The 23,137-nt window shown below is 30.9% G+C and carries 18 protein-coding genes and 1 tRNA gene; 10 read left to right on the forward strand and 9 right to left on the reverse strand.

The window, feature by feature from the left end; genetic code table 11:
- Positions 1–105: 105 nt before the first annotated feature.
- Positions 106–2,121, forward strand: a complete 2,016-nt coding sequence (locus tag LPC16_RS05360; RefSeq protein ID WP_229637164.1) for a ribonuclease catalytic domain-containing protein — start codon at positions 106–108, stop codon at positions 2,119–2,121.
- Between the two features lie 313 nt (positions 2,122–2,434).
- Here the strand turns inward: LPC16_RS05360 and LPC16_RS05365 are convergent, their stop codons facing one another.
- The gene (locus LPC16_RS05365) at positions 2,435–3,355 is read right to left on the reverse strand and encodes a hypothetical protein (protein WP_229637166.1); all 921 of its coding nucleotides are present in this window, start codon (positions 3,353–3,355) and stop codon (positions 2,435–2,437) included.
- A 184-nt stretch (positions 3,356–3,539) separates the two neighbouring features.
- Between LPC16_RS05365 and LPC16_RS05370 the strand changes: the two genes are divergently transcribed.
- Both LPC16_RS05370 and aroQ read left to right on the forward strand, forming a co-directional pair.
- Positions 3,540–3,767, forward strand: a complete 228-nt coding sequence (locus LPC16_RS05370; RefSeq protein WP_229637743.1) for a hypothetical protein — start codon at positions 3,540–3,542, stop codon at positions 3,765–3,767.
- A complete protein-coding gene (gene aroQ, locus LPC16_RS05375) occupies positions 3,757–4,215 on the forward strand; it encodes a type II 3-dehydroquinate dehydratase (protein ID WP_229637168.1) in 459 nt (152 codons plus the stop codon). Before LPC16_RS05370 ends, aroQ begins: the two co-directional genes overlap by 11 nt.
- 215 nt (positions 4,216–4,430) lie before the next feature.
- On the opposite strand, the gene thrS is transcribed toward aroQ, so the two are convergent.
- Complete coding sequence (gene thrS, locus LPC16_RS05380) at positions 4,431–6,257, reverse strand: threonine--tRNA ligase (protein WP_229637170.1); 1,827 nt, start codon at positions 6,255–6,257, stop codon at positions 4,431–4,433.
- Between the two features lie 203 nt (positions 6,258–6,460).
- On the opposite strand from thrS, the gene serS reads away from it, so the two are divergent.
- The gene (gene serS, locus LPC16_RS05385; RefSeq protein ID WP_229637171.1) at positions 6,461–7,744 is read left to right on the forward strand and encodes a serine--tRNA ligase; all 1,284 of its coding nucleotides are present in this window, start codon (positions 6,461–6,463) and stop codon (positions 7,742–7,744) included.
- Between the two features lie 312 nt (positions 7,745–8,056).
- Here the strand turns inward: serS and LPC16_RS06235 are convergent, their stop codons facing one another.
- A complete protein-coding gene (locus tag LPC16_RS06235; protein WP_407084202.1) occupies positions 8,057–8,167 on the reverse strand; it encodes a redoxin domain-containing protein in 111 nt (36 codons plus the stop codon).
- Between LPC16_RS06235 and LPC16_RS06205 the strand changes: the two genes are divergently transcribed.
- On the forward strand, positions 8,130–8,264 hold the full coding sequence (locus LPC16_RS06205; protein ID WP_261345100.1) for a hypothetical protein: 135 nt from the start codon (positions 8,130–8,132) through the stop codon (positions 8,262–8,264). The genes LPC16_RS06235 and LPC16_RS06205 overlap by 38 nt on opposite strands.
- 442 nt (positions 8,265–8,706) lie before the next feature.
- Here LPC16_RS06205 and rodA read toward each other — a convergent pair whose 3' ends face one another.
- Positions 8,707–9,981 carry a rod shape-determining protein RodA gene (rodA, locus tag LPC16_RS05395; protein WP_229637173.1) on the reverse strand — a complete coding sequence of 425 codons (1,275 nt, stop codon included), beginning with the start codon at positions 9,979–9,981 and terminating at the stop codon, positions 8,707–8,709.
- Positions 9,982–10,070: 89 nt separating this feature from the next.
- The gene (locus tag LPC16_RS05400; RefSeq protein WP_040055072.1) at positions 10,071–11,132 is read right to left on the reverse strand and encodes an Mrp/NBP35 family ATP-binding protein; all 1,062 of its coding nucleotides are present in this window, start codon (positions 11,130–11,132) and stop codon (positions 10,071–10,073) included.
- Between the two features lie 536 nt (positions 11,133–11,668).
- Here LPC16_RS05400 and LPC16_RS05405 point away from each other — a divergent pair.
- The 3 genes from LPC16_RS05405 (at position 11,669) to bchM (ending at position 14,789) form a co-directional block, all read left to right on the forward strand.
- Complete coding sequence (locus tag LPC16_RS05405) at positions 11,669–11,974, forward strand: DUF6825 family protein (RefSeq protein WP_040055073.1); 306 nt, start codon at positions 11,669–11,671, stop codon at positions 11,972–11,974.
- Between the two features lie 119 nt (positions 11,975–12,093).
- Positions 12,094–13,779 carry an ABC1 kinase family protein gene (locus LPC16_RS05410; RefSeq protein ID WP_229637730.1) on the forward strand — a complete coding sequence of 562 codons (1,686 nt, stop codon included), beginning with the start codon at positions 12,094–12,096 and terminating at the stop codon, positions 13,777–13,779.
- Positions 13,780–14,099: 320 nt separating this feature from the next.
- The gene (bchM, locus tag LPC16_RS05415; RefSeq protein ID WP_229637174.1) at positions 14,100–14,789 is read left to right on the forward strand and encodes a magnesium protoporphyrin IX methyltransferase; all 690 of its coding nucleotides are present in this window, start codon (positions 14,100–14,102) and stop codon (positions 14,787–14,789) included.
- 276 nt (positions 14,790–15,065) lie between these two features.
- Here bchM and LPC16_RS05420 read toward each other — a convergent pair whose 3' ends face one another.
- Positions 15,066–16,355, reverse strand: a complete 1,290-nt coding sequence (locus LPC16_RS05420; RefSeq protein ID WP_229637175.1) for a glucose-1-phosphate adenylyltransferase — start codon at positions 16,353–16,355, stop codon at positions 15,066–15,068.
- 295 nt (positions 16,356–16,650) lie between these two features.
- Between LPC16_RS05420 and uvrB the strand changes: the two genes are divergently transcribed.
- On the forward strand, positions 16,651–18,645 hold the full coding sequence (uvrB, locus tag LPC16_RS05425; RefSeq protein ID WP_229637177.1) for an excinuclease ABC subunit UvrB: 1,995 nt from the start codon (positions 16,651–16,653) through the stop codon (positions 18,643–18,645).
- A 119-nt stretch (positions 18,646–18,764) separates the two neighbouring features.
- Here uvrB and LPC16_RS05430 read toward each other — a convergent pair.
- The 3 genes from LPC16_RS05430 to LPC16_RS05440 all read right to left on the reverse strand — a co-directional run bounded on the left by LPC16_RS05430 (position 18,765) and on the right by LPC16_RS05440 (position 21,600).
- A tRNA-Leu gene (locus LPC16_RS05430) sits at positions 18,765–18,845 on the reverse strand.
- 369 nt (positions 18,846–19,214) lie between these two features.
- The gene (locus LPC16_RS05435; protein ID WP_229637179.1) at positions 19,215–19,901 is read right to left on the reverse strand and encodes a M15 family metallopeptidase; all 687 of its coding nucleotides are present in this window, start codon (positions 19,899–19,901) and stop codon (positions 19,215–19,217) included.
- Between the two features lie 40 nt (positions 19,902–19,941).
- Entirely contained in the window at positions 19,942–21,600 is a 1,659-nt protein-coding gene (locus LPC16_RS05440) for an ABC transporter substrate-binding protein (protein WP_229637180.1), read from the reverse strand.
- A 285-nt stretch (positions 21,601–21,885) separates the two neighbouring features.
- Here LPC16_RS05440 and sat point away from each other — a divergent pair, with 285 nt between their 5' ends.
- Positions 21,886–23,049, forward strand: a complete 1,164-nt coding sequence (sat, locus tag LPC16_RS05445) for a sulfate adenylyltransferase (protein WP_229637181.1) — start codon at positions 21,886–21,888, stop codon at positions 23,047–23,049.
- The last annotated feature ends 88 nt before the right edge of the window (positions 23,050–23,137 follow it).

Genomic DNA, 23,137 nt, shown 5'->3' on the forward strand with positions numbered 1-23,137 from the left:
TCAAAAATTAACCCCTTAAATATCGAAGCAAATCTCAGGAATCAATTGAAGGCATGAAATTATAAATAATTAAAGACAAATACTAAAAATTAAGGCACGAAGTGGGTGGAAAAAGGTAAACTAATCGAGTTTAGAGTCAACGGAGAACGTCGCTTAGCTGTCGTTGATCGTCCAGAAGGAAAAAAAGATTGGATTGTAGTTGATAGTGAAGGAAGCTCATACAAGTTAAGACAACAAAGAGTAGAATACGAAGTGATGGGCGGACCGTATGTTTCTAACCAAATCCCTAAGTTTATTACAGATGCTAAGTCTTGTTTAGATCCATCTAATTTAGAAATAGCCTGGGAACTATTAATAGAAGAAAAGAAAACTTTCACACCAGAAGAAATGGCAAGCTTTCTTTTTTCTGCATGTTCTCCTGTAATTCTCTATGCCACTTATCGGTTACTTTCTGATGATAAGATTTACTTTAAGAAAAAAGGGGATAGCTATGAAGCTCGTTCTCCTGGACAAGTTGAAGAAATTAAGCATCAAATTGAAATTGAAAATCAACGCCAGAAAGATAAGGAGTTTTTTTTAAATAATATTCATCGTAGAATAGCTGGAGAAGAAATAATATGGACTGAAAAGGATTGTAGTAAGTTAGAATTACTAGAAAAATTTGTTTTACAACCTGATCAAAATCATCGAAACGCACAAGATCTTCTTAAGGAGCTAGGACAAATTGTAAGCCCAAATGCTGCGTTCGATTTTTTAGTAAGTATTGGGTGGTGGAGCCCAAATGAAAACTTATTCTTAAAGCGTAGCTCTTATCCTATTAATTTTCCCAAAAAGGTACTAGACGTGGTTTCTTTTTCTTTGCAAGACCTATCCCTCAACACTGATAATGAACGCATGGACTTAACTCATCTAAAAGTCTACACTATAGATGATGAAAGTACTGAAGAAATTGACGATGGTCTAAGTATAGAATTTTTAGAAGATAATACTATTAAACTATGGATACACATAGCAGATCCTACTCATTTAGTTAATCCAGGAGACGAACTTGATTTAGAAGCAAGGAAACGAAGTACAACCTTGTATCTACCTACAGGAATAATCTCTATGTTTCCGACAGAATTAGCTACTGGACCTATGAGCTTAAGGCAAGGTCAGTTGTGTCCTTCGCTGAGTTTTGGGGTAATTTTGAATGAGGATGGTGCCGTTCTTGATTACTCTATTCATACTAGTATTATCAAGCCTACTTATCGTTTAACTTATAACGATGTTAATGAAATTTTGCAATTAGGCATAACTGCTGAATCAGAATTGGCTATTTTAGCTAAAGCAGCAAAACAACGATGTTGCTGGAGGAAATCTCAAGGATCAATTACCATTAAAATGCCAGAGGCATCTATTAAGGTTAAATCTGAAGATGAAATTGTAATTGATTTATTGGAAACATCTGTTTCTCGTCAATTGGTAGCAGAAATGATGATCCTCGCTGGTGAAGTAGCTGGAGATTATTGTCAAAAAAATAGTATTCCTGTTCCTTTTAGAGGACAGCCTCAGCCAGACTTACCTTCCGAGGAAGAACTGCTATTATTACCTGCTGGACCAGTTAGATCATGTGCCTTACGCAGTTGCATGCCTAAAGGGGAAATGGCAACCATTCCAAATCGTCACTCAAGTTTAGGCTTAAATTATTACACTCAAGTAACATCTCCAATACGGCGCTATACAGACTTATTAACTCATTTCCAAATCAAAGCTCATCTTCGTAATCAGTCATTGCCATTCACATTAGATGTGATGCAAAACATCTTATATAGTGTAACTCTTTCGGCACAAGAGGCATCATTTGTAGAAAGACAAACTAACAGATATTGGGGCTTAGAATTTCTACGACGCAATGCTGATCAGGTCTGGCAAGGTTTAGTACTACGCTGGTTACGGGAAGATGAAGGATTAGGAATAATTTTATTAGAGGAATTAGGCTTAGAGCTGCCTCATCATTTTGGACGCTCAGTTCGATTAGGTGATCGAATTAATGTTCAAGTTAGTCGTTCTGATCCACACCGAGACGAAATCCGTTTTCGTGAAGTGCTAAAGGATAAAATTGAAACGCAAAAAATTTAAGATTATAAGATCAGAGTTAATCAAAAGTAAATATTTTTTCTGAATAAATTAATAAAAACAAATTTTAAAGAGAAGTTGTTCTAAAAGTAGAATCCTAAAATTTAATATTTTTACTAACAAATATGAATAGAAGTTAGATTAGATGAGAATATTTATTTTTTTTAATAAAGAAGAAGTCCAAGACTTTCCATGTTTCGTCTTGGCTTCTTCTTTTAGTTTACTCTTCACACCATCTATTAGTGTATATGAAAAATTTGCTCTTAAAGTATTATTTAAGTCTTTTTTAATTTTAGAGGTAAGTATAAAATGTATTTCAAGGTTTATTGAAACATACCTTTTGCAATAAACCTTGTGTAATAACTATTAGACCTAGCCTTGCTTGAGATTTTTCTATACTTTTTGATTTTTTAAAAGGAAAAATACGACAAGAACGTTCAAACTCTAATAGATAATAGCTAAGTATTAATGTTTGCTTGATATTATCTTTTTCAGACTTATTCACTTGAGAATCTAATACTGTGAAAATTTGGGAAATTAACTGTCTTTCTGTATAAGAATTTAATAGCAGTTGTTTAAGCTCTATATCATATGAAAAAATATAATCCTTATTCTTAAAAGTCTTTTGGTGATTTAAAAAATCAATGTTTGATCCTGTTATTATGCCTTGCTCTTTTGCTAAATCTAGCAAATCACAAGAACGTGCATAGGCATATTGGACAATCTGTAGAGAGTCATATAACTTATTACTATAAATAGTACAATATGTTGATATTTGAGAAATATATTGATGTCGCAACCATAAAAATAAACATTTATCATCTAGTATAAATTCTAGCCAGCCTGGCTTAATTAATTTAAAAGTAAAACTCATATATCGTATATTCGAATTATATTCTATGTTTCCTTGTCTATCTTCCACTGAAAAACAGGAACAATTTTGTTTTATCCATTCAAAAATTTCCTCAGCTAATATTATTGCTGGATAGGATGATCTACTAGCTAACTGGAAAGCAATAGTGCAACGATAGGTAACTGAATGAGAATAGGATATAAGAGAATAGTTTAAACGATTGATAGGAATAGAGTTTTGCGAGCAAATAAAGTCGACATCTTTAACCTTCCCAAGTTTCGTTAATTGGGAATATACATATAATTTAAGTTGCTCCTCAATTGAAATCTTAGTCTGCTTGATAAGTATAGGATAAATAACTCTTATAATTTTATCATTTTTCATATATTTTATAAGGTAACTAATAATCATAAAAAATTAAAATTCATATTTTTTATGACTATCAAATGATGTCTATTTATATTAAAAATTTATTTCTTTACTTAGAAACAGTAATATGCAGTTATGCTATAGTAGATGTTGTAAACTTATTATGTGGCTAAAGCTAACTATAACAGTTTAGCACTTTGTGAATATTCTCCAAGCACAAAATCTATTAGCCAAACTGGTAACTGTTCTGAGAAATAATTATTTAATAGGAGACTTTCATCTGATGGATTACCTAAAAGAAATTATAGAAAAGCTTAAAGAATTAGCACAAAAATTAATTGAAACAGTTCTAGGACCGAATAAAGAACCAGAAGTAGAACTTATACCTATACCAGTTGATGATCCACAAGATTATTATGGTAATTGATAACTCAAAAAGAATTAGTATACTAATACTCCATGGACCCAATTTAAACTTGTTGGGAAAACGTGAGTCTAAAATTTATGGTTCTATTTCTTTAAAAGAAGTTAATATTTTATTAAACAAAAAAGCTTTGGCTTTAAGAATTAGAATATCGATAGTTCAGTCTAACCACGAGGGCACTATTGTTGAGTTAATTCATCAGTCTTTGGGACAACACCAGGGGATATTAATTAATGCTGGAGCATATACACATACTAGCTTAGCTATAGCTGATGCTTGTCTCGCTGTTGAAATTCCAGTAGTAGAAGTACATTTGAGTAATATATATAAAAGAGAACATATACGTCATTACTCTCATATTGCTCCTATTTCTATTGGACAAATAACTGGATTTGGTGTTAACAGTTACTTATTAGGCTTAGAGGCTCTGTATGATTATCTTTGTCAATAGTTTTTTATTAAGGCTCACCATCGATGTATAAAATAAAACCTATCATACATTTTTGAAAATCGTCAAAAAATAACTCTAATAATTATTCAGAATGTCATGTTATTTCTAACATTTTTTCGTAAATAGTTCTAATCTATAAGCTATTCCAATAATTTTGAAATTAGAGTAGCTTATATTCTAGAATTATCTAAATAGTCAAGCAACGACTCCTTAGATTAGAAATTATCATGATTAGAAATAGTTTCTAATATATTCTTTATGAGATCATCAGTAGTAATTAGACCTAATTCTCCCGATTTTCTAGTTCGAATATTTAAAGAATTGGCTTCCATTTCTTTTGAACCTATTATTGCCATAACAGGAATCTTTTGTTTTTCTCCTCTTCGAATCATTTTTCCAAGTCTTTCCCCTGAAGTATCAACTTCTGCCCTAATTTTTGACGCAAGCATGATTTTCATTACACTTTTAGCATAATCAAGATATATATCACTTACAGGTAAAATACGTAATTGAACTGGGGATAGCCATAGAGGAAAGTCACCAGCATATTCTTCAATTAGAATGCCAATTAAACGTTCTAAAGATCCAAAGGGAGCTCGATGAATCATGATAGGTCTATGCTTATCACCTTCTTCTCCTACATATTCTAAATTAAACCTTTCAGGTAAATTATAATCAACCTGTACAGTTCCTAATTGCCATTCTCTATCCAGAGCATCTTGGAAAATAAAATCTAGCTTTGGACCATAAAATGCTGCCTCTCCTTTTGCTTCAAAATAATCAATATTCAACATTTTAACTGCACGATAAATAGCATTTTGTGACTTTTCCCAGACTTCATCACTCCCAATATATTTATCAGAATTAGAATCGCGGAAACTTAATCTTGCTTTAAATTTTTTGAGCTGCAAACTTTCAAAGACTGAAAGGATTAAATTTACAACATCAAGAAATTCATCATCTAATTGATCAGGTTTAACAAATAAATGAGAATCATCAACTGTGAAACCCCTTACACGAGTTAATCCACCTAATTCACCTGATTTTTCATAACGATAAACAGTGCCAAATTCTGCTAATCGTACAGGTAAGTCACGATAAGATCTTAGTTCACTTTTATAAATTTGAATATGGAAAGGACAATTCATAGGTTTTAAAACGAACCCTATTTCTTCATTTTTGGCATCCTCACTATCACTCATTAAGGGAAACATGTCTTCCTTATAGTTCTGCCAATGACCAGAAGTTTTAAATAGGTCTACTTTACCAATATGAGGAGTTACTACTGGAAGATATCCTCGTTTTAACTGTTCTTCTTTTAAAAAACTTTCTAAAACAGATCTAACTATAGTTCCTTTTGGAGTCCATAGTGGTAAACCAGGCCCTACAGAGTTTGAAAAAATAAACAAACCTAACTCTTTACCTAATTTCCGGTGATCTCTTTTTAAAGCTTCTTCTTTACGTTTTTTATACTCTGCTAATTGTTCAGGGTTTTCCCAAGCAGTTCCATAGATACGTTGTAATTGTATTCTAGTCTCATCTCCTCTCCAGTATGCTCCAGCTACTGACTCTATATCAAATGCTTTAGGATGTAAATCTCCAGTATTTTCTAGATGAGGACCACTACATAGATCCCACCACTGTTTCCCTAAATGATATAGCGTAATAGGTGCCTGAATATTTTCAAGAATTTCTAATTTGTAAGGTTCCTGAACTTTACTAATACGTTCTCTAGCCTCTTCTAATGTAATTTCTTCTTTTATGACTGGAAGTTTAGATTTGATAATCTTAACCATTTCTTTTTTAATACTTTTTAAATCTTGGTCTGAAAAAGGTTTAGAAATATCGAAATCATAATAAAATCCTGTTTCTGTCCAAGGTCCGATTGTAACTTTTGCTTCAGGGAAAAGTTTTTGCACAGCCATAGCCATGATATGGGAGGCAGTATGGCGGATGCATTTTAGTTTATAAGATTCACTAGTACGGAGTAGCTTTATAGGTTGCTGCTCAGATACTTCAATTAATGTAGACTGTTTAACCATTCACACCTATTTTCTATAATTTTTTGTTTAGTTTATTATGTACAGAGGAGTAAAGAAAAGATTATGACACTATTGATATAGTAATTCACTATAGTTTAAGTATAAAAATCTATTTTTTCTAAAAATAGAAATTTTTTATACTTTATGCCGTAAAATCAGCTATTCTAGCAGGGAGAGTTTTTATAATTAAAATTATACTATCCGTGTTAGACCTTAAAAAAATACGAGAAAATCCAGAAGTCATACAAACGTTACTTAATAGTCGTGAGCCTTATCCAAAATATGATCTTAAGCCTATTTTAAATTATGACAAACGACAAAGGGAATTAGAAGTCCTTTGTACCGAATTACAAACGAAAAGTAATGAAATTAGTAAATTAATTGGACAAAAAATAAAAAATGGCTTGGATCCAACAGTAGAAGAAATTAGTAACCTTAGAGAAGAGGGGAATAGTTTAAAAAAGAAACTTTTTGAATTAGAACCCGAAGAAAAAAAAGTAAAAGAAAAACTTGAAAATTTACTATCACAACTTCCCAACTTACCTATTTCTTCTACACCTGTTGGAAAAAATGAGACAGAGAATGTAGAGGTGAGATCTTGGGGAGAAGAGTATCTACCAAAAATACAAGTATTACCTCATTGGGAAATTGCTGAGAATCTTGGTATTCTAGAAGTGGAAAAAGCTGTCAAGATAGCGAAAAGCCGTTTTGTGGCGCTATTTGGAGCAGGAGCAGCTTTAGAAAGAGCTTTAATAAGTTTTATGCTTGATCAACATATAGCTTCAGGCTATCTAGAAGTTATGCCTCCTATCTTAGTTAATAGTAATGCTTTAAGAGGAACAGGGCAGTTGCCAAAATTTGCCGAAGAAAGCTTTTTTTGTCATGATGATGATTTGTGGTTATCACCTACTGCAGAAGTTCCTCTAATGAACCTTTATAGTAATGAAATTTTAGAAAAAGAAAAATTATCTATTAGGCATTGTGCTTTCACTCCTTGCTTTCGTAGAGAAGCAGGAAGTTATGGAAAAGATACAAGAGGACTAATTCGACTTCATCAATTTAATAAAGTTGAATTAGTAAAAATTGTTCATCCCGAAGATTCAGAGATGGAACACCAACAATTAGTGAAAGATGTAGAGGCCATTTTACAGGCTTTAAAACTTCCATATCGAGTTTTAGAGCTATGCACAGGAGATTTAGGCTTTGGTGCAGCAAAATGCTATGATTTAGAAGTATGGCTACCTTCATCTGATTCTTATAGAGAAATATCAAGTTGCTCTAATTGTTGGGATTTTCAGGCAAGACGAGCTAATATACGTTTTAAGGAAAAAGGCAAAAAAGGAACTATGTATGTGCATTCTCTAAATGGCTCAGGACTTGCAGTGGGAAGAACTATGGCAGCTATTTTAGAGAACTATCAACAAGTTGATGGAACTATTAAAGTACCTGATGTTTTACAACCATACTTAAAGAGAGAAATTTTATAGTTACTGATTAGCTCAATGTTATTTTTAAAAGTAACTATAACAATTAAAGCTCGAGCACTAATTATTTACTAGCTTTTTGAAAAAAATTATTTTAAAGATAAGCATATAAGCTTTAATCTAGATCCTAAATAAGGTACATATTGGTTTTGGAAGCTATGATACAGAAATTTTTTATAATTTTTCTAAAACAATTTCGTCGTGGTTTTTAACTTTTACATTAGCCTAAATATAGGCAATATTTTTATTTAAATTAACTAAGAAAGTAGGGCGAACAATTCCCATATATTCCTTTCCCATAATTTTTTTCAGCTTTTAAACAGTATACATTTTTGCAACTTTATGATTATAGTCAGATAATAACTCTAGAGATAAATTATGTTTATTAATGAGCTTAATATGTGATTTTTTAGAATCCGGACTAATACCTGAAACTTCAGCCTATAAAGCTTTAAAAATAGGCATTAATTCTGTTAATTCTTTAGCTTCTTTTGTACAAACAGATATATTGTTTTCAGGATAAAAGTATATGATTAGCTATTCTTTAGGTATATTTTGTAAATAGACTTCTTTACTATCTTGATTATCAATTTTAAGATTAGGCGCAGGACTACCGATATTTAATAAATTATCTATAGGAAAAGATAAGTATATTTACAAACTAAAGGATATCGTATACAAGTATATTTTTTTACAAAAATTTCATCAAAAAATATTTTCTATTATAACTTTTATGAGTAGAAAGGTAACATTCTTATAATCAAAAACTACATATATTGTGATAATTTATTCTAAACATTTCTTTTCTAGGCAAAAAAATTAACCTTATTTTCAATTGTATAAAAATTAATTATTATTTAAATACAAGCAATTGATCCGAAAAAATAGATATTAGTATCTTGATAATCAACTAAAATAAAAATAATTTATAGATATTTTAATAAAAAAACTATCACAAACAAATACTAATAAAGTCTTTTTCTTTGCTTATGCTTAAAAACTGACTCTACTAATCCTAATGCGATAAAGTTAGTTAGTAAAGCTGATTTTCCGTAACTTAGCCAAGGTAAGGGAATACCTGTAATAGGTGCTAGACCTACTGTCATACAAATATTAACAATTACCTGAAAAGAGGTCATTGATAAAACTCCTATAGCTAATAGGGATCCAAAATTTTCTTCTGCTTGAGAGGCAATCAAAACATACCTAAAACATATTAACCAAAATATTATCAAAACTACCATAGAACCAATAAAACCAAGTTCTTCACCTACCACTGAAAAAATAAAATCTGTGTGCTGTTCAGGAACAAAGTCCAATTGAGTTTGAGTTCCGTGAAATAATCCTCTTCCCCACAGCTCTCCAGAACCAATTGCGATACGAGATTGTATTAATTGATAGCCTCCGCCTAGAGGATTTTTCTCTGGGTCTAAAAATAAGGTTAGGCGATCTTTTTGATACTCCTTTAATAATCCCCAAAAGATATTACTTAATTTACCTGCCGCAAAGTTAATACTTATAATTCCTATTGTAGAAATAAAACGGTAAGGCAAAGTAAACCAAGAAATAATACCCATAATTATTGTCCAGCCAATCCAAACAATAAAAAAAATATTGAATAAAATAGCTGAAACGATGGGAGATATTAACAAGATCAACCAGCCAGGATGTATATTTGCCCAATAAAGCATTCCTAATGTAATCGCTGCAAAAACAAGTCCTGTACCTAAGTCAGGTTGAAACATTATTAAGGCCCAAGGGATAAAGGTTATTCCTAAAACACGTAACACCGATAGAATTTTACTTGCGTCATTTTGATGTAATAGTGCGGCTAAAGTGATTATTAAACCAACCTTTGCAAATTCTGAAGGTTGTATGTTAAACCCTCCAATTTCGATCCAGCTTTGAGCCCCATTTGCAGTTACTCCAAGAATAATAACCGCTATTAATGAAATATTTGTTATGAAGTAAATTAACCAATGCCATATCATTAAGTTTTTGTAATTAAATCTAGCTATAAAAAGCATTATGATAAAGCCAACACTTCCTAGTAATAAGTGCTGTAAACAATTAGTAGATGTTTCATTTAGCTCAGTACTCTTAATAATTAATCCACCTAAACTGGTCAAACTAACTACAAGTATTAATAACAACCAATCAATTTCAAAAAAAAGAGATAACCATGGGACAAAAAAACACTTGTTTTTTTTTTGAAAGTTGTATTTCTTGGACCTTAACATAATAATTGTGAAGACTACTTACATAAACAATATATTTCTCTAAGGCAAAAATTTTAAAGCTTATGTGGTGTAAAGTATTGTTATTTAATTTACGCTAAAGCTGCTACCGATATTTTACCAGCAATTTGTTGAGCAATAAGTTTCAAAGCTCTAGCTGAAGCGGATTGTGGATGTGATATTAATATAGGTACTCCTTTGTCTCCTCCTTCCCTGAGAGAAATTTCTAAGGGTACAAGACCTAGCAAAGGAATCTGTAATTCTTCTGATGCCTTTATTCCTCCCCCAGATCCAAATATATCATAAGAGTGATTTGGTAAATCTGGAGGAATGAAATAACTCATATTTTCCACAATACCTAAAATATTAATTTTTAGTTGTTCAAACATTTTAACTCCACGATATGCGTCTACTAAAGAAACATTTTGTGGAGTCGTCACAATAACAGCTCCAGCTAGAGGAACTGATTGTGCTAGAGTCAATTGTACATCTCCTGTTCCAGGAGGCATGTCAACTATCAGGTAGTCAAGAGGTCCCCAGTTAACCTGATATAAAAATTGACGAATAATTCCGTTTAACATAGGACCACGCCAAACTACTGGTTGACCGGGATTAATCAGAAAACCCATCGATACCATCTTTATTCCACTACTAAAGATAGGCTCTAAAATGTCTCCTTCTGGTCTTTTTTGGACTGTAACCTGATAGTCTTCTACTCCGAGCATTGTGGGTGCGTTAGGTCCATAAATATCAGCATCAAGTAGACCAACTTTTGCTCCCATCTGTGCTAAGGCGATAGCAGTATTGACTGCTACAGTACTTTTCCCCACACCTCCTTTCCCGCTAGAAACGGCAATTATATTTTTTACCTCTGATATGGATTGTTGAGTGGGTAAAGCTTTTTGTGTTGGAGTTTCTGATGTCACCTCTATCTCAACAGTTTGGACTTCTGGTAATTCTTTTAATGCCTTTTCACAATCTTGGATAATTAATTCTTTTAAGGGACATGCTGGGGTAGTTAATACTAAAGTAAATTTAACTTTACTATCTTCTATTGAAATATTACGAATCATATTAAGAGTTACTAAACTCTTTTTAAGCTCCGGATCTTGAACTGGTTGTAAAGCATTTAAAATTGATTCATTATTAAGCATAATAATTAATTGATTTTTTATAAATTCAAGTAAAAGCCTTTCACTGCATTTACTTATTAGATATTAACTGGTTTTTATTTTATGTGTTACTTTCCATATTGTTGAAAATAGGCCAAATCTAGAAAATACAAGAACAATAATAATACAAGGAGTAATAAATATTATTACTTTTTTTATTGATATTTATCTATATGGTGACTGTCTATGTAGTTTATAGAGTAAATAGTTACTTTACAATTAAATAGGTTTCTACTTTATCGTTTCTTTCCTAAGAACATTTAGATGATTTATCAAAAATAATAATGCAAATTTCATTTGATATAAACTATAAATTTTATCCATAAGTTATTATTTCTGAATTATAGAAATAATAACTATGCCCACAAAAACCATATCATTCTAAAGATTTTATTTCCTGAGAATATTATATTGAGCTATTTTTAAACGCAGAAACTAAAAAACTTTTTTGATAACTGACAGAATTCCAATAAGCAGGATATAATTTGTTATGAAGCTATTATTAAAAAATTTATCAAATGAATAATTCTGCTCTCAATGCCTTTTTCTTAGGTCGAGCATTTGCTGAAGTGCTTGGTGAAAAAATCGAAGAATCTTTAACTAATACACTTAGTGAACTAAGTAAGTTAGGTGCTGAACAAGAAGAAAATTTAAATGATTTTATTCAAGAAATAAAAATACGTGCGAAAAATAATCTAACGCAAGACGATCCTAGCAATATCACTGTAAATGATTTTTCATCTATAGATCTCCAGGAAACTATTGATGATTTAAGAGCAGAGATTGCCCGTCTTAAAGCAGAGTTAAAAAATTATCATAGTTAAAAACTTTAACTTTTTGGATCTTCTTCAGAATTGTTATATGTAAAACCAAGTATAAAATAATTAAAATAAATCGAGTGCCTGCTTTACCTACAAAAGTCAGTTCTTTTTCATCTGCAAATATTAATTCATCTGCGACAAACAAAAAATATCGCTGGAATAATAACAATTATTCTAATGTTCATCGTCGTTTAGATATTTGGCTATTCTTCTTATCTCTTATGTTCAAGCTATGGCTTAATAATAAAAAGTTTAGCTACAGAGGAGGATGGACTAAAGAAAAACTAATTAAGAGAAGAAGGATATTAGCAGTCTGGATACGAGAAAAATTATTAGACTTAGGTCCAACTTTTATTAAAGTTGGACAGCTTTTTTCAAGTCGTGCAGATCTTTTTCCTTCTGAATATGTAGAAGAACTGTCAAAACTGCAAGATGAAGTTCCTGCTTTTAACTATGATGAAGCGAAAAAAATTATTGAGAAGGATCTGGGAAAACCTTTGTCTCAGATTTTTTATTGTTTTGATTCTTTTCCCATTGCGGCTGCAAGTCTAGGGCAAGTTCATAAAGCTATATTATATTCAGGGGAAGAAGTTGTTGTTAAAATACAACGTCCTGGCCTCAAAAAATTATTTACTATTGATCTAGCGATTTTGAAACAAGTCACCTACTATTTTCAAAATCATCCTAGTTGGAATAAGGGGAAAGACTGGATTAGCATTTATAACGAATGTTATAAAATTCTCTGGCTAGAAACAGATTACCTTAAAGAAGGAAAAAATGCAGATACTTTCCGTCGCAACTTTCGAAATAAAGATTGGGTTAAAGTACCAAGAGTTTATTGGCGCTATACTGCCTCTCGTGTTTTAACATTAGAGTATCTCCCAGGAATCAAAATTAATAATTACCAAGCATTGGAGAATTTAGGATTAGATCGTAAAGTATTGGCTAAGTTGAATGCACAAGCTTACTTGCATCAAATATTAAATGATGGTTTTTTTCATGCTGATCCTCATCCTGGAAATATTGCAATCAGTGAAGATGGAGCCTTAATATTTTATGATTTTGGAATGATAGGAACTATTGAATCTGATGTCAAAAGAAAATTAGTAAATACCTTTGTTGGTATAACTCAAAAAGATAGTAACAAAATCATATCTTCTTTAATTGAATTAAACATATTAGATTCGAAAAGCGATATTGGTCCAGCTCGGCGTTCTATACAGTTCATGCTAGATAATTTTATAAATAAACCTATTAACGAACAGTCTATCACTTCTATTGGTGATGATTTATATGAAATTGCTTACAATCAATCTTTTAAATTTCCTGCTACATTTACTTTCGTAATGCGTGCATTTTCTATTTTAGAAGGTGTAGGAAAAGGTTTAGACCCTGACTTTAAATTTATAGAAGTTGCTAAGCCTTTTATCTTGGATTTTGCAAATTTTTTTACTGAAAATACTAATAATAATTTCCTGAATCTATTCTCTAATCAAGTAATAGAATTTGGTAGTGTAACTTTAGGACTGCCAAATCATATTGATAATACACTTAGAAAATTTGATCAAGGTGACATAAAACTAGGGGTTCGCTCGATTGAGTCGAATAGAATCTTACAACGACTCAGTATGATACAAATCGCAACTATTTGGGGAAGCTTTGTAAGTTCATTATTAATTTGTACAACTCTTCTATTTATTAATAATTATTTAAATCTAGCTTTAGTAGTTATAATAATTACATTAATTCCATTATCTATATTAGTTAGGCTTTTTTACCGCATAAACCGTCTGAACAAGCGATTCTGAATAATTATTAATAAATATGCAATTGCTTCCTGTTATCTTATATTCTATTTAGAAACTTAATTATGATCAATTTTATATAGTTTTTAATCAATGAATAAATCTACATAATTAGATACTTTAAAAAAAGTATCTAATTATGTAGTATCTTAATAATTTTTTAAGTTAAATCATGTAAAGCCTGTACAAAAATTTACTACTAAAAATAGAATAAGGTTTCATAACATATCTTAATCTTAATAATAAAATTATTTATTAAAGATGTACCCTTAGGTTACAATAAGTTGTTTTTGGACTGAGACTAAGATCACTTAAATCAAACTATGAAAATTAATACTGATGATAAAACTGTTGTTAAGGACTATTTCAATGCTATAGGATTTGACAGATGGCAAAATATTTACGGTAATGGAAAAGTCAATAAAGTTCAAGAGGATATCCGCTTTGGACATCAGCAAACTATTAATACAGTATTAGAATGGCTAAAATTAGATGGTAATTTATCTGGATTAATAATTTGTGATGCTGGATGTGGTGTAGGAAGTTTAAGTATTCCTCTAGCCAAAGAAGGAGCTATAGTCAGTGCTAGTGATATTTCAGAAAAAATGGTTACAGAAGCAAAGAGAAAAGCGGAAAATATATTAGGTAAAACTAATAACATAAATTTTTATGTTCAAGATTTAGAAAAATTGAAAGGTAGCTTTCATACAATAATTTGCCTTGATGTCTTAATTCACTATCCTACTGATAATGCGGCTAAAATGATTAACCACTTAGCTTCATTAACTAACTGTAGGATAATCTTAAGTTTTGCTCCCAAAACTTTTTATTTGACTGTTCTTAAAAAGATTGGTGAATTTTTTCCTGGTCCTAGTAAAACAACTCGTGCCTACCAACATAGTCAAGATAATATAGTACAGACTCTAAAACAAAATGGCTTTAAAATTCAACGAAAAGGAATGACAAGTACTAAATTTTATTATTCTCAAATTATTGAAGCTATCAAAGAGTAAATATTAAGAATACTATAATCATCTCATTAGATACTTTGAGAAATTTAGATATATATAATTTATTTTAAAAGATCAATAATAATTCAGTATCTTAAGAGGAATAATATGATCCTTTGTTGAGAAGTAAGCTATGTAGTTTTATTTTTAGCAAAGTTCATGTGCTGTATAAGTGAGTCTTATCTCAAGGAAATGATGAACATAGTTTATATTGTAAAAATTTAATTGACTATAAACAGCTTTGTATAACAAATATGTTAGTTATTTTTATTATGATTCTCATATTACTGTTCCATCAGGAATGACTGCGTTCTTGATAACGATAACAATTCCGTCACAGATATAAAACCCTTCATCTTCACAGTTAGATTCTTGTATATTGTTTTTATTTAGAATGGTTACATTCTCGCCGATCCGTACATTTTTATCAATAATTGCATGTTTAATTAAACTATTTTTACCTATACCTATAGGAATCATTTTATGATTATCATCAAAATTCTTAATAATTGAAGATTCGTAGAAATCTGCTCCCATAACCATTGTGTCCTCAATACAGCAATTCATTTCAATACGACTTCTAATTCCGAGTATTGAATTGTGGATACGACAGCTTTTTATAATACATCCTTCACTGATCATTGATTTTGTAATATGGGAATCAAAAACTTTAGTAGGAGGTAGATAGCGTGCACGGGTATATATAGGAGCTTGTTCATTATAAAAACTAAATGCAGGATTTGGTTGACAATTAAGAGCCAAATTGGCTTCATAAAAAGCTCGAACAGTTCCAATATCTTCCCAATATCCACGAAACAAATAGGCTCGAAGATCGCAGTGCATAGCTGCACTTGGCATAACCTCTTTCCCAAAATCTGTTTGCTCTGGATTATTTTTGAGAAGTTTTGTTAATACTTCTTTATTAAATAAATAAATTCCCATTGATGCTATATAAGGCTTTTTTTCTGCCTGCTCTTGATTTAACCCTAAAATTGAAGTTTCACATTGCATTTGATCCAATTCATTTTCTGTGGGTTTTTCGGAAAAGTGAATAATTCTACCTTGATTATTCATTTTTGTTAGGCCAAGGTAAGAGGCTCTTTTTTTGTCCACAGGAACAACAGCTAAAGTTATATCAGCGTTAGTTGATCTATGTTGTCTGATAAAATTACTATAATCCATACGATAAAGATGGTCCCCAGATAGTATTAAGTATTCATCAACGTTTGATTCGTTAAACAACCAAAGGTATTGACGAACGGCATCAGCTGTACCCTGGAACCAACTTGAATTGTCTTTTGTTTGTTGTGCTGCTAAGACTTCTATGAATCCACCACTAAAAGAAGTAAAGTTATATGTATGAGTTAAATGACGATTTAACGAAGCAGAATTAAACTGAGTTAAAATATAAATTTTTTGTATTTCTGCATTAATACAATTACTAATTGGTATGTCAATTAGACGATATTTTCCTGCAAGAGGAACAGCTGGCTTTGCTCTTAATTTAGTTAAAGGATATAAACGAGTACCTGCACCACCACCTAGTATAATTGCTAAAACTTTCTTCACATATACCTCATAATCATCTTTTCAATAAAGTATAGAACTGGTATGGAAATCTGAAAAATAAAACAAAAACTATAAATTTAAGTTGCTTCTAGAAAAGAAAGACTATCCTATCTTACAAACCATAATTTATATTATTTTCAAATATTATTTTGATTAATTTTAATGGTGTGAAGAATAAAATTATTCTTTCAACTAAAAAAAGTACTTTTATTAATAAAATATAAAAAATATTTAGAATAGTTATACTAAATTAGTACTTGTTAATTTACTAGTGATTTATGATAGTAGTATTTCTATGTATAAGTTAAAAGCACCTTTTAAGCCAACAGGAGATCAACCGAAGGCTATTGAAGAATTAACATTATCCTTACAAATGGGAAACAAATTTCAGACCTTATTAGGAGCGACTGGAACAGGTAAAACATTTTCTATTGCTTCAGTAATTGAAAAAACTGAAAAGCCAACTTTGATCTTGGCTCACAATAAAACTTTGGCAGCTCAACTATGTAATGAATTAAGAAATTTTTTCCCTAACAATGCTGTAGAATATTTTATTAGTTATTATGACTATTATCAACCTGAAGCTTATATTCCTCTAAGCGACACTTATATTGAGAAAAGTGCTTCGATTAATGATGAAGTAGATATGTTAAGACATTCAGCTACTCGTTCATTGTTTGAACGACAGGACGTAATTATCGTAGCGTCTATTAGTTGTATTTATGGGTTAGGAATGCCTTCTCAATATTCAAAAGCTTCTATCCTTTTACAAACAGGGATAGAGATTAACCAACGGCAACTTCTCAGAGACTTGGTTAATATTCAGTATTCTAGGAATGATATGGAGTTAAAACGGGGAAGATTTAGAGTTAGAGGAGATATTTTAGAGATTGTTCCTGCCTATGAAGATCGAGTAATTAGAATTGATTTCTTTGGGGATGAAATTGATGGTATTAGATATTTACACCCAGTTTCGGGAGATGTTTTAGAAAATCTTGAAAATGTTAATATTTATCCAGCACGTCATTTTGTTACACAAAAAAAAAAATTAGATACTTCCTGTAAAGCTATAGCTGAAGAGCTAGAACAACAAATTATTAATTTTGAGAAAGAAGGAAAGCTCTTAGAATCACAACGTATAAATCAGAGAACGCGCTATGATCTAGAGCTCTTAAGTGAAGTAGGATACTGTAATGGTGTTGAAAATTATTCTCGCCACTTAGCGGGAAGAAAACCTGGAGAACCTCCAGAATGCTTAATTGATTATTTACCTGAGGATTGGTTATTGATTGTAGATGAGTCTCATGTGACCATACCACAAATTCGGGGAATGTATAATGGCGATCAGGCAAGAAAAAAAGTTTTGATAGATCATGGTTTTCGTCTTCCAAGTGCAGCTGATAATAGACCCCTTAAATCAGATGAATTCTGGGGTAAGGTTAAACAATGTATTTTTGTCTCTGCTACTCCTGGTGAATGGGAGCTCGAAAAATCTAAGGGTAGAATTATTGAACAGGTAATTCGGCCAACAGGTATACTTGACCCACAAATATTTGTAAGACCCACAAAAAATCAGATAGATGATCTATTAGGAGAAATTCAAGATAGGGTAGAAAAAAAAGAAAGAACTTTAATTATTACTTTGACAAAAAGTATGGCAGAAGATTTAACTGAATATTTTCAAGAAAGAGAAATCAATGTTCGATATCTACATTCTGAAATTAAATCTATTGAGCGTATTGAGATTTTACAAGATTTAAGAGATGGTAAATTTGATGTTTTAATAGGGGTCAACTTACTAAGAGAGGGATTAGATTTGCCAGAGGTTTCTCTAGTAGCTATATTAGACTCAGACAAAGAAGGCTTTTTACGAGGTGAAAAGTCATTAATTCAAATTATTGGACGTGCGGCTCGACATGTTAACGGCCAAGCCATTTTATATGGAGATAAACTTACAGATAGCATGATTAAAGCTATAGAAGAAACAAAAAGAAGAAGGCGTGTACAATTACTATATAACAATAAAAATAATATTATTCCTAAATCTATAGTTAATGAACGTGAAAATTCAATTTTGAATTATCTTGATATTTCTCGCAATTTAGATAATGAACAACCTGAAAAAATATACGCTCATGTAGAGGAAATACCTTTAGATAAAATACCTAAATTAATTAAACAATTAGAGTCTCAAATGGAAGAATCTGCTAATCAATTAAATTTTGAAACAGCAGCAAAATATAGAGATCAAATAAAGCATCTTAAGGATAAGATGCTAGAGTACCCTTGAAACTTATTGGAAAATTTTATATATTAATTTCCTCGATTTGAATTTATAATTATAATTTTTGAATCTTTTAGAAGGTATTTTTCTAGTATATATGTATTAAAGTTTTAAGAAGTATTGTATGCGGATAGCGAGATTTGAACTCGCACGACCTAAGCCACACGCCCCTCAAGCGTGCGTGTCTACCGTTCCACCACATCCGCAGAAACTATATCTTAACATAAATTAGATAAAAAAAACTTACAATATACTAATAATCATCTATATATTAATCGAATTCTTATATAAAAAATTGCAATTGCAAGACTACGAAATAGTCATTGATCGTTGAAAAAATATTAATAATTGTTTATGTATTTAAAATGTATATAAATCGCATCACGCTTAAATTTTTTCAGATAACTCATTCATTAGTAATTATCTATCCCGAAACTACTCAACCTAATAATCATATTAAGTAATTAGATCTTAGAATAGTTTACAATTATAAAATTCTGCTAGTTAAAAACCTCTATTATTAGGGTTAAGTAATTCAATATACTAAAAATCTTGTAAATTTCTTCTGTAATTATTTAGACTCTTCCATAGTAAGCAACTTTTTTATTAGATTGCCAAGCCCACATTTGATCTCCCTGCGAAAAATGCCACCATTCATTGGGATGTCTTAAAAATCCATAATTACTCATAACTTTATTTAAAATTCCTCTCCTCCTATTATAAGCTTTTGCCTCAGAATTATTACTTTGAGAATAGTAAAAGGGTTGAGATTTTTCGGATAAATCATCAATTTCACATCCCATATCTAGTAAATTTCCTTTGCAGTCAACTAAAGTCAAATCAATAGCTGCTCCAGTACTATGTGGCGGTGGAGAAGTATAATCTTCAGAAGGAATGGCCCAAATTTTATAAACCTGATTGAGAATTTTTTTTTTCTCTAAGATAGATAGCTCTCTCAAGGTTAACTTTTTCTCTTTTATCAAGTAAGAAAAAGTATAATCTACCATGAATTGTTGCACTTCTATAGGACGATAAGCATCAAAAATATGAAGTTTCCATCCTCCATATTCCGTTTGTAAGCAATTTTGTACATTTTGAAGAGCTTCTAGAACCCTAGAACGTAAATAATAGGGAGATTTATTCTTATATGTGGCTCCTAATTTTTTATAGGGATGTGGATTTTGAACAGAAAAGTACTCTAAAGGAATAGGAACAAGATCATCTTTACAGTCTTGAATTAAAACATTGCTATAGTTTTTCATTAAAAAATTAATAAATATTATTTATAGATAACATTATAAATTATTTATTTATACCTCTAATCTTAGAGCGAGTAATTGTCCAAAACGGAAATGTTTGGTTTAGATTGAAAATAGTTCCATTGATATCATTTTGAATGAATACATATTCCTTAGTCTGCCAAAGAGGTATATAAGGAACGTCTTCAGCTAAAATTTTTTGAATTTTAACAAAGATTTCCTCTCTTTTTCGAGAATCTAATGTTTTTCTTTGTTGAATAATTAGTTCGTTCATTTTTTCATTATGGTAAAAGGAACCTTGAACTTGAGAACTTCCTTGTATACACTGTTGCTCTGCTGTACCTTGAGCACAGCTTAAAAAAGGATAAATATAGTTATCCGCATCTAAATAATCTGGATACCAACTAGAAAAGATTGACTGGTAAGAACCTAAGCTTAAGTTTTTAAAGAAAGCTACTGAAGATATATTGTTAGGAATAAATTTTAACAGTCCTTCTAATTCTCTCTTCGCTAGACTTCTAAGAATAGCGGCTGCTTGACTCATATTTGTTGAATCAGAAGAATACCATATTTCAACTATGGCAGGATTTTTTTTAGAGAAACCTGCTTCGATTAAAAGTTGCTTGGTTTTATTTATATTATTATATTTACTTTTAAAAACAGGTCGAGAAACATTAAAAGATTTAGGTATCATGGTATACGAAAGTTCACTTTGTCCTTTAAAAATACGCTCGTTAAGGAGTTCACGATCTATTAATGTTGCAATTGCTTTTCTAACAACCTTCTGCTTAGTGAATTCTGCGTTAACGTTTAAAGCCATAAAAGTGATATTTGTACTTATATTTTCAATAACTTTTCCTTTTCCTTCATGAGATTCTTTTAGCAGATACTCAATTTGTTCAGTAGTTAGAGACTGATAGGCAATATCAACACTTTGGGTGCGGAAAGCATTAAAAAGATTAGCTGCATTATTGGAATAAATCTGCAAATTAATACCTTTGTTTCGAGGCTTTTCTCCCCAGTAATCATCAAAAGTATCTAATTCTAATAAACCAGTTTGAAATCTTCTTAATTTATATGGTCCTGTTCCAACAAAACTATCTGGAATAAATTTTCCTTTCCCTATTTGATAAGCCTGAGGAGATATTGCACAAATTCCGGGAAAAGCCAAAAGAGCAGGAAAAGCAGAAAAAGGTTCTTTTAGCGTAATAATTAGCTCATAATCTCCATTAGTTTCTATTTTTTTAATAGTATTAGTTAATAGAAAAGAAGGTTTTCCCCCATTAGCCATAAATCTTTCTAATGAAAAAGCCATTGCCTTTGCATCAAAGGATGTACCATCATGAAATTTGACCCCTTTCCTGAGATGGATAGTATAAACAAGACCGTTCTTACTAATAGTGGGCATTTTTATAGCTAACTGCGGCTTTAAATTAGTATTTCCTAGCTCATAGGTATAGAGAGTATCACTTAAATTATAAATAATCATCATTCCAGATAACTCATAATTATCTGCTGGATCTATTGTACGTGGCTGAAAAGTTGTGCCAACAGTGATACGGTCACTATTATTTTTAGGAGAGAGTGTTAATTTTGATTGTTGATTACAACCTGTTATTAATACTAAATAAGTACTGAGAAATAATAGGGTTATTAGCTTTCTTACCTTATGTGAATGTTTCCAAAACCCATTTATAATCATATTCTATATTTTTTACAGGTAAGTTTATTTTTTTGTATTTAAAAGAAATAATTTTTTAGATCTTCAAAAGTAGAGGTTGATACTTTAATTATAAATATTTAATATTAGTTTGACTAAGGTTTTAATAAAATTTTAAAAAGTAGAAATTCATAATATGATGAACCTACAAATTTATTTTTATCAGAAAAAAGTTTTAATTATAAAATTATTTATTTAGTTTATATGAACTAAATATTGTCAGAGGCTGGTACGATAGACTTTGTAAGTTAAATTCTAATTTTGAAAATGATACATATAAACAGTGTCTTGCCTCATGGTGGTCAATTAATTGATCGCATTGCACCTTCAAATAAAAGAGAAGAATTTTTATCTCAAAAAGATAACTTACCAAGATTAAGATTGGAAGAACGTACTATTTCTGATCTAATTATGATAGCCATCGGGGGATTTAGTCCCCTCAAGGGCTTTATGGAACAAGCAGACTACCATTCAGTAGTTCAAAATATGCATTTAAGTAATGGAGTTCCTTGGTCAATTCCAATTACCCTACCTGTTCAAGAAGAAGTTGCGAATTCTTTGAAAGAAGGAGAATTAATTAGACTCGATAATTTAGCTGGCGAATTTATCGGAGTCCTAGAGTTAACTCAAAAATATAAGTATCAAAAAAACGAAGAAGCCATAAAAGTCTACAAAACTGAAGATGAAAAACATCCTGGGGTTCAAGTATTATATAAGCAAGGAAAAATTAATTTAGCTGGATCTATATGGCTACTAGAACGAAGTGAAAATAAACTCTTTCCCAAGTATCAAATAGATCCTAGAGAATCTAGGAAACTATTCCAGGAAAAAAAATGGTCTACTATCGTCGGATTTCAAACACGTAATCCAATTCACCGAGCTCATGAATATATTCAAAAATGTGCTTTGGAAGTTGTGGATGGTTTATTTTTACATCCTCTAGTTGGTGCTACCAAGAGTGATGACATTCCTGCAGATGTCCGAATGAAGTGTTATGAAATTATGATAAATAATTATTTTCCTCAAAAAAGGGTTATCTTAGCTATTAATCCATCAGCTATGAGATATGCAGGTCCTAGAGAAGCCATATTTCATGCAATTATACGTAAAAATTATGGTTGTACTCACTTTATAGTCGGTCGAGATCATGCAGGAGTTGGTGATTATTACGGAACTTATGATGCTCAAGATATTTTTAATGAATTTGATTTAAATGCATTAGGCATTATTCCGATGAAATTTGAACATGCTTTTTATTGTAAACGGACTCAACAAATGGCTACCAGTAAGACAAGTCCCAGTGGAGAAAATGAACGAATTCATCTATCAGGAACCAAGGTTAGAGAGATGTTGAGAAGTGGTGAAATGCCACCTGCACAATTTTCTCGTCCGGAAGTTGCTGCAGAACTCATAAAAGCAATGAATAATTAAGATAAGTAAGTTAAAAGGAGTCAAAATAAAGATTACTATTAATTTTTCAACTGACTCCTTAAAAACGTTATAATTAGAGCATGTAATT

Source organism: cyanobacterium endosymbiont of Braarudosphaera bigelowii (genome assembly GCF_020885515.1).
GTDB lineage: Bacteria > Cyanobacteriota > Cyanobacteriia > Cyanobacteriales > Microcystaceae > Atelocyanobacterium > Atelocyanobacterium thalassa_A.

Excerpts from the sequence above, each read along its gene's own strand:
- LPC16_RS05365 (WP_229637166.1), bottom strand. The coding sequence starts at position 3,355 with ATGAAAAATGATAAAATTATAAGAGTTATTTATCCTATACTTATCAAG.
- aroQ (WP_229637168.1), top strand. The coding sequence starts at position 3,757 with ATGGTAATTGATAACTCAAAAAGAATTAGTATACTAATACTCCATGGA.
- thrS (WP_229637170.1), bottom strand. The coding sequence starts at position 6,257 with ATGGTTAAACAGTCTACATTAATTGAAGTATCTGAGCAGCAACCTATA.
- LPC16_RS06205 (WP_261345100.1), top strand. The coding sequence starts at position 8,130 with ATGAGCTTAATATGTGATTTTTTAGAATCCGGACTAATACCTGAAACT.
- rodA (WP_229637173.1), bottom strand. The coding sequence starts at position 9,981 with ATGTTAAGGTCCAAGAAATACAACTTTCAAAAAAAAAACAAGTGTTTT.
- LPC16_RS05400 (WP_040055072.1), bottom strand. The coding sequence starts at position 11,132 with ATGCTTAATAATGAATCAATTTTAAATGCTTTACAACCAGTTCAAGAT.
- LPC16_RS05405 (WP_040055073.1), top strand. The coding sequence starts at position 11,669 with ATGAATAATTCTGCTCTCAATGCCTTTTTCTTAGGTCGAGCATTTGCT.
- bchM (WP_229637174.1), top strand. The coding sequence starts at position 14,100 with ATGAAAATTAATACTGATGATAAAACTGTTGTTAAGGACTATTTCAAT.
- uvrB (WP_229637177.1), top strand. The coding sequence starts at position 16,651 with ATGTATAAGTTAAAAGCACCTTTTAAGCCAACAGGAGATCAACCGAAG.
- LPC16_RS05435 (WP_229637179.1), bottom strand. The coding sequence starts at position 19,901 with ATGAAAAACTATAGCAATGTTTTAATTCAAGACTGTAAAGATGATCTT.
- LPC16_RS05440 (WP_229637180.1), bottom strand. The coding sequence starts at position 21,600 with ATGATTATAAATGGGTTTTGGAAACATTCACATAAGGTAAGAAAGCTA.
- sat (WP_229637181.1), top strand. The coding sequence starts at position 21,886 with ATGATACATATAAACAGTGTCTTGCCTCATGGTGGTCAATTAATTGAT.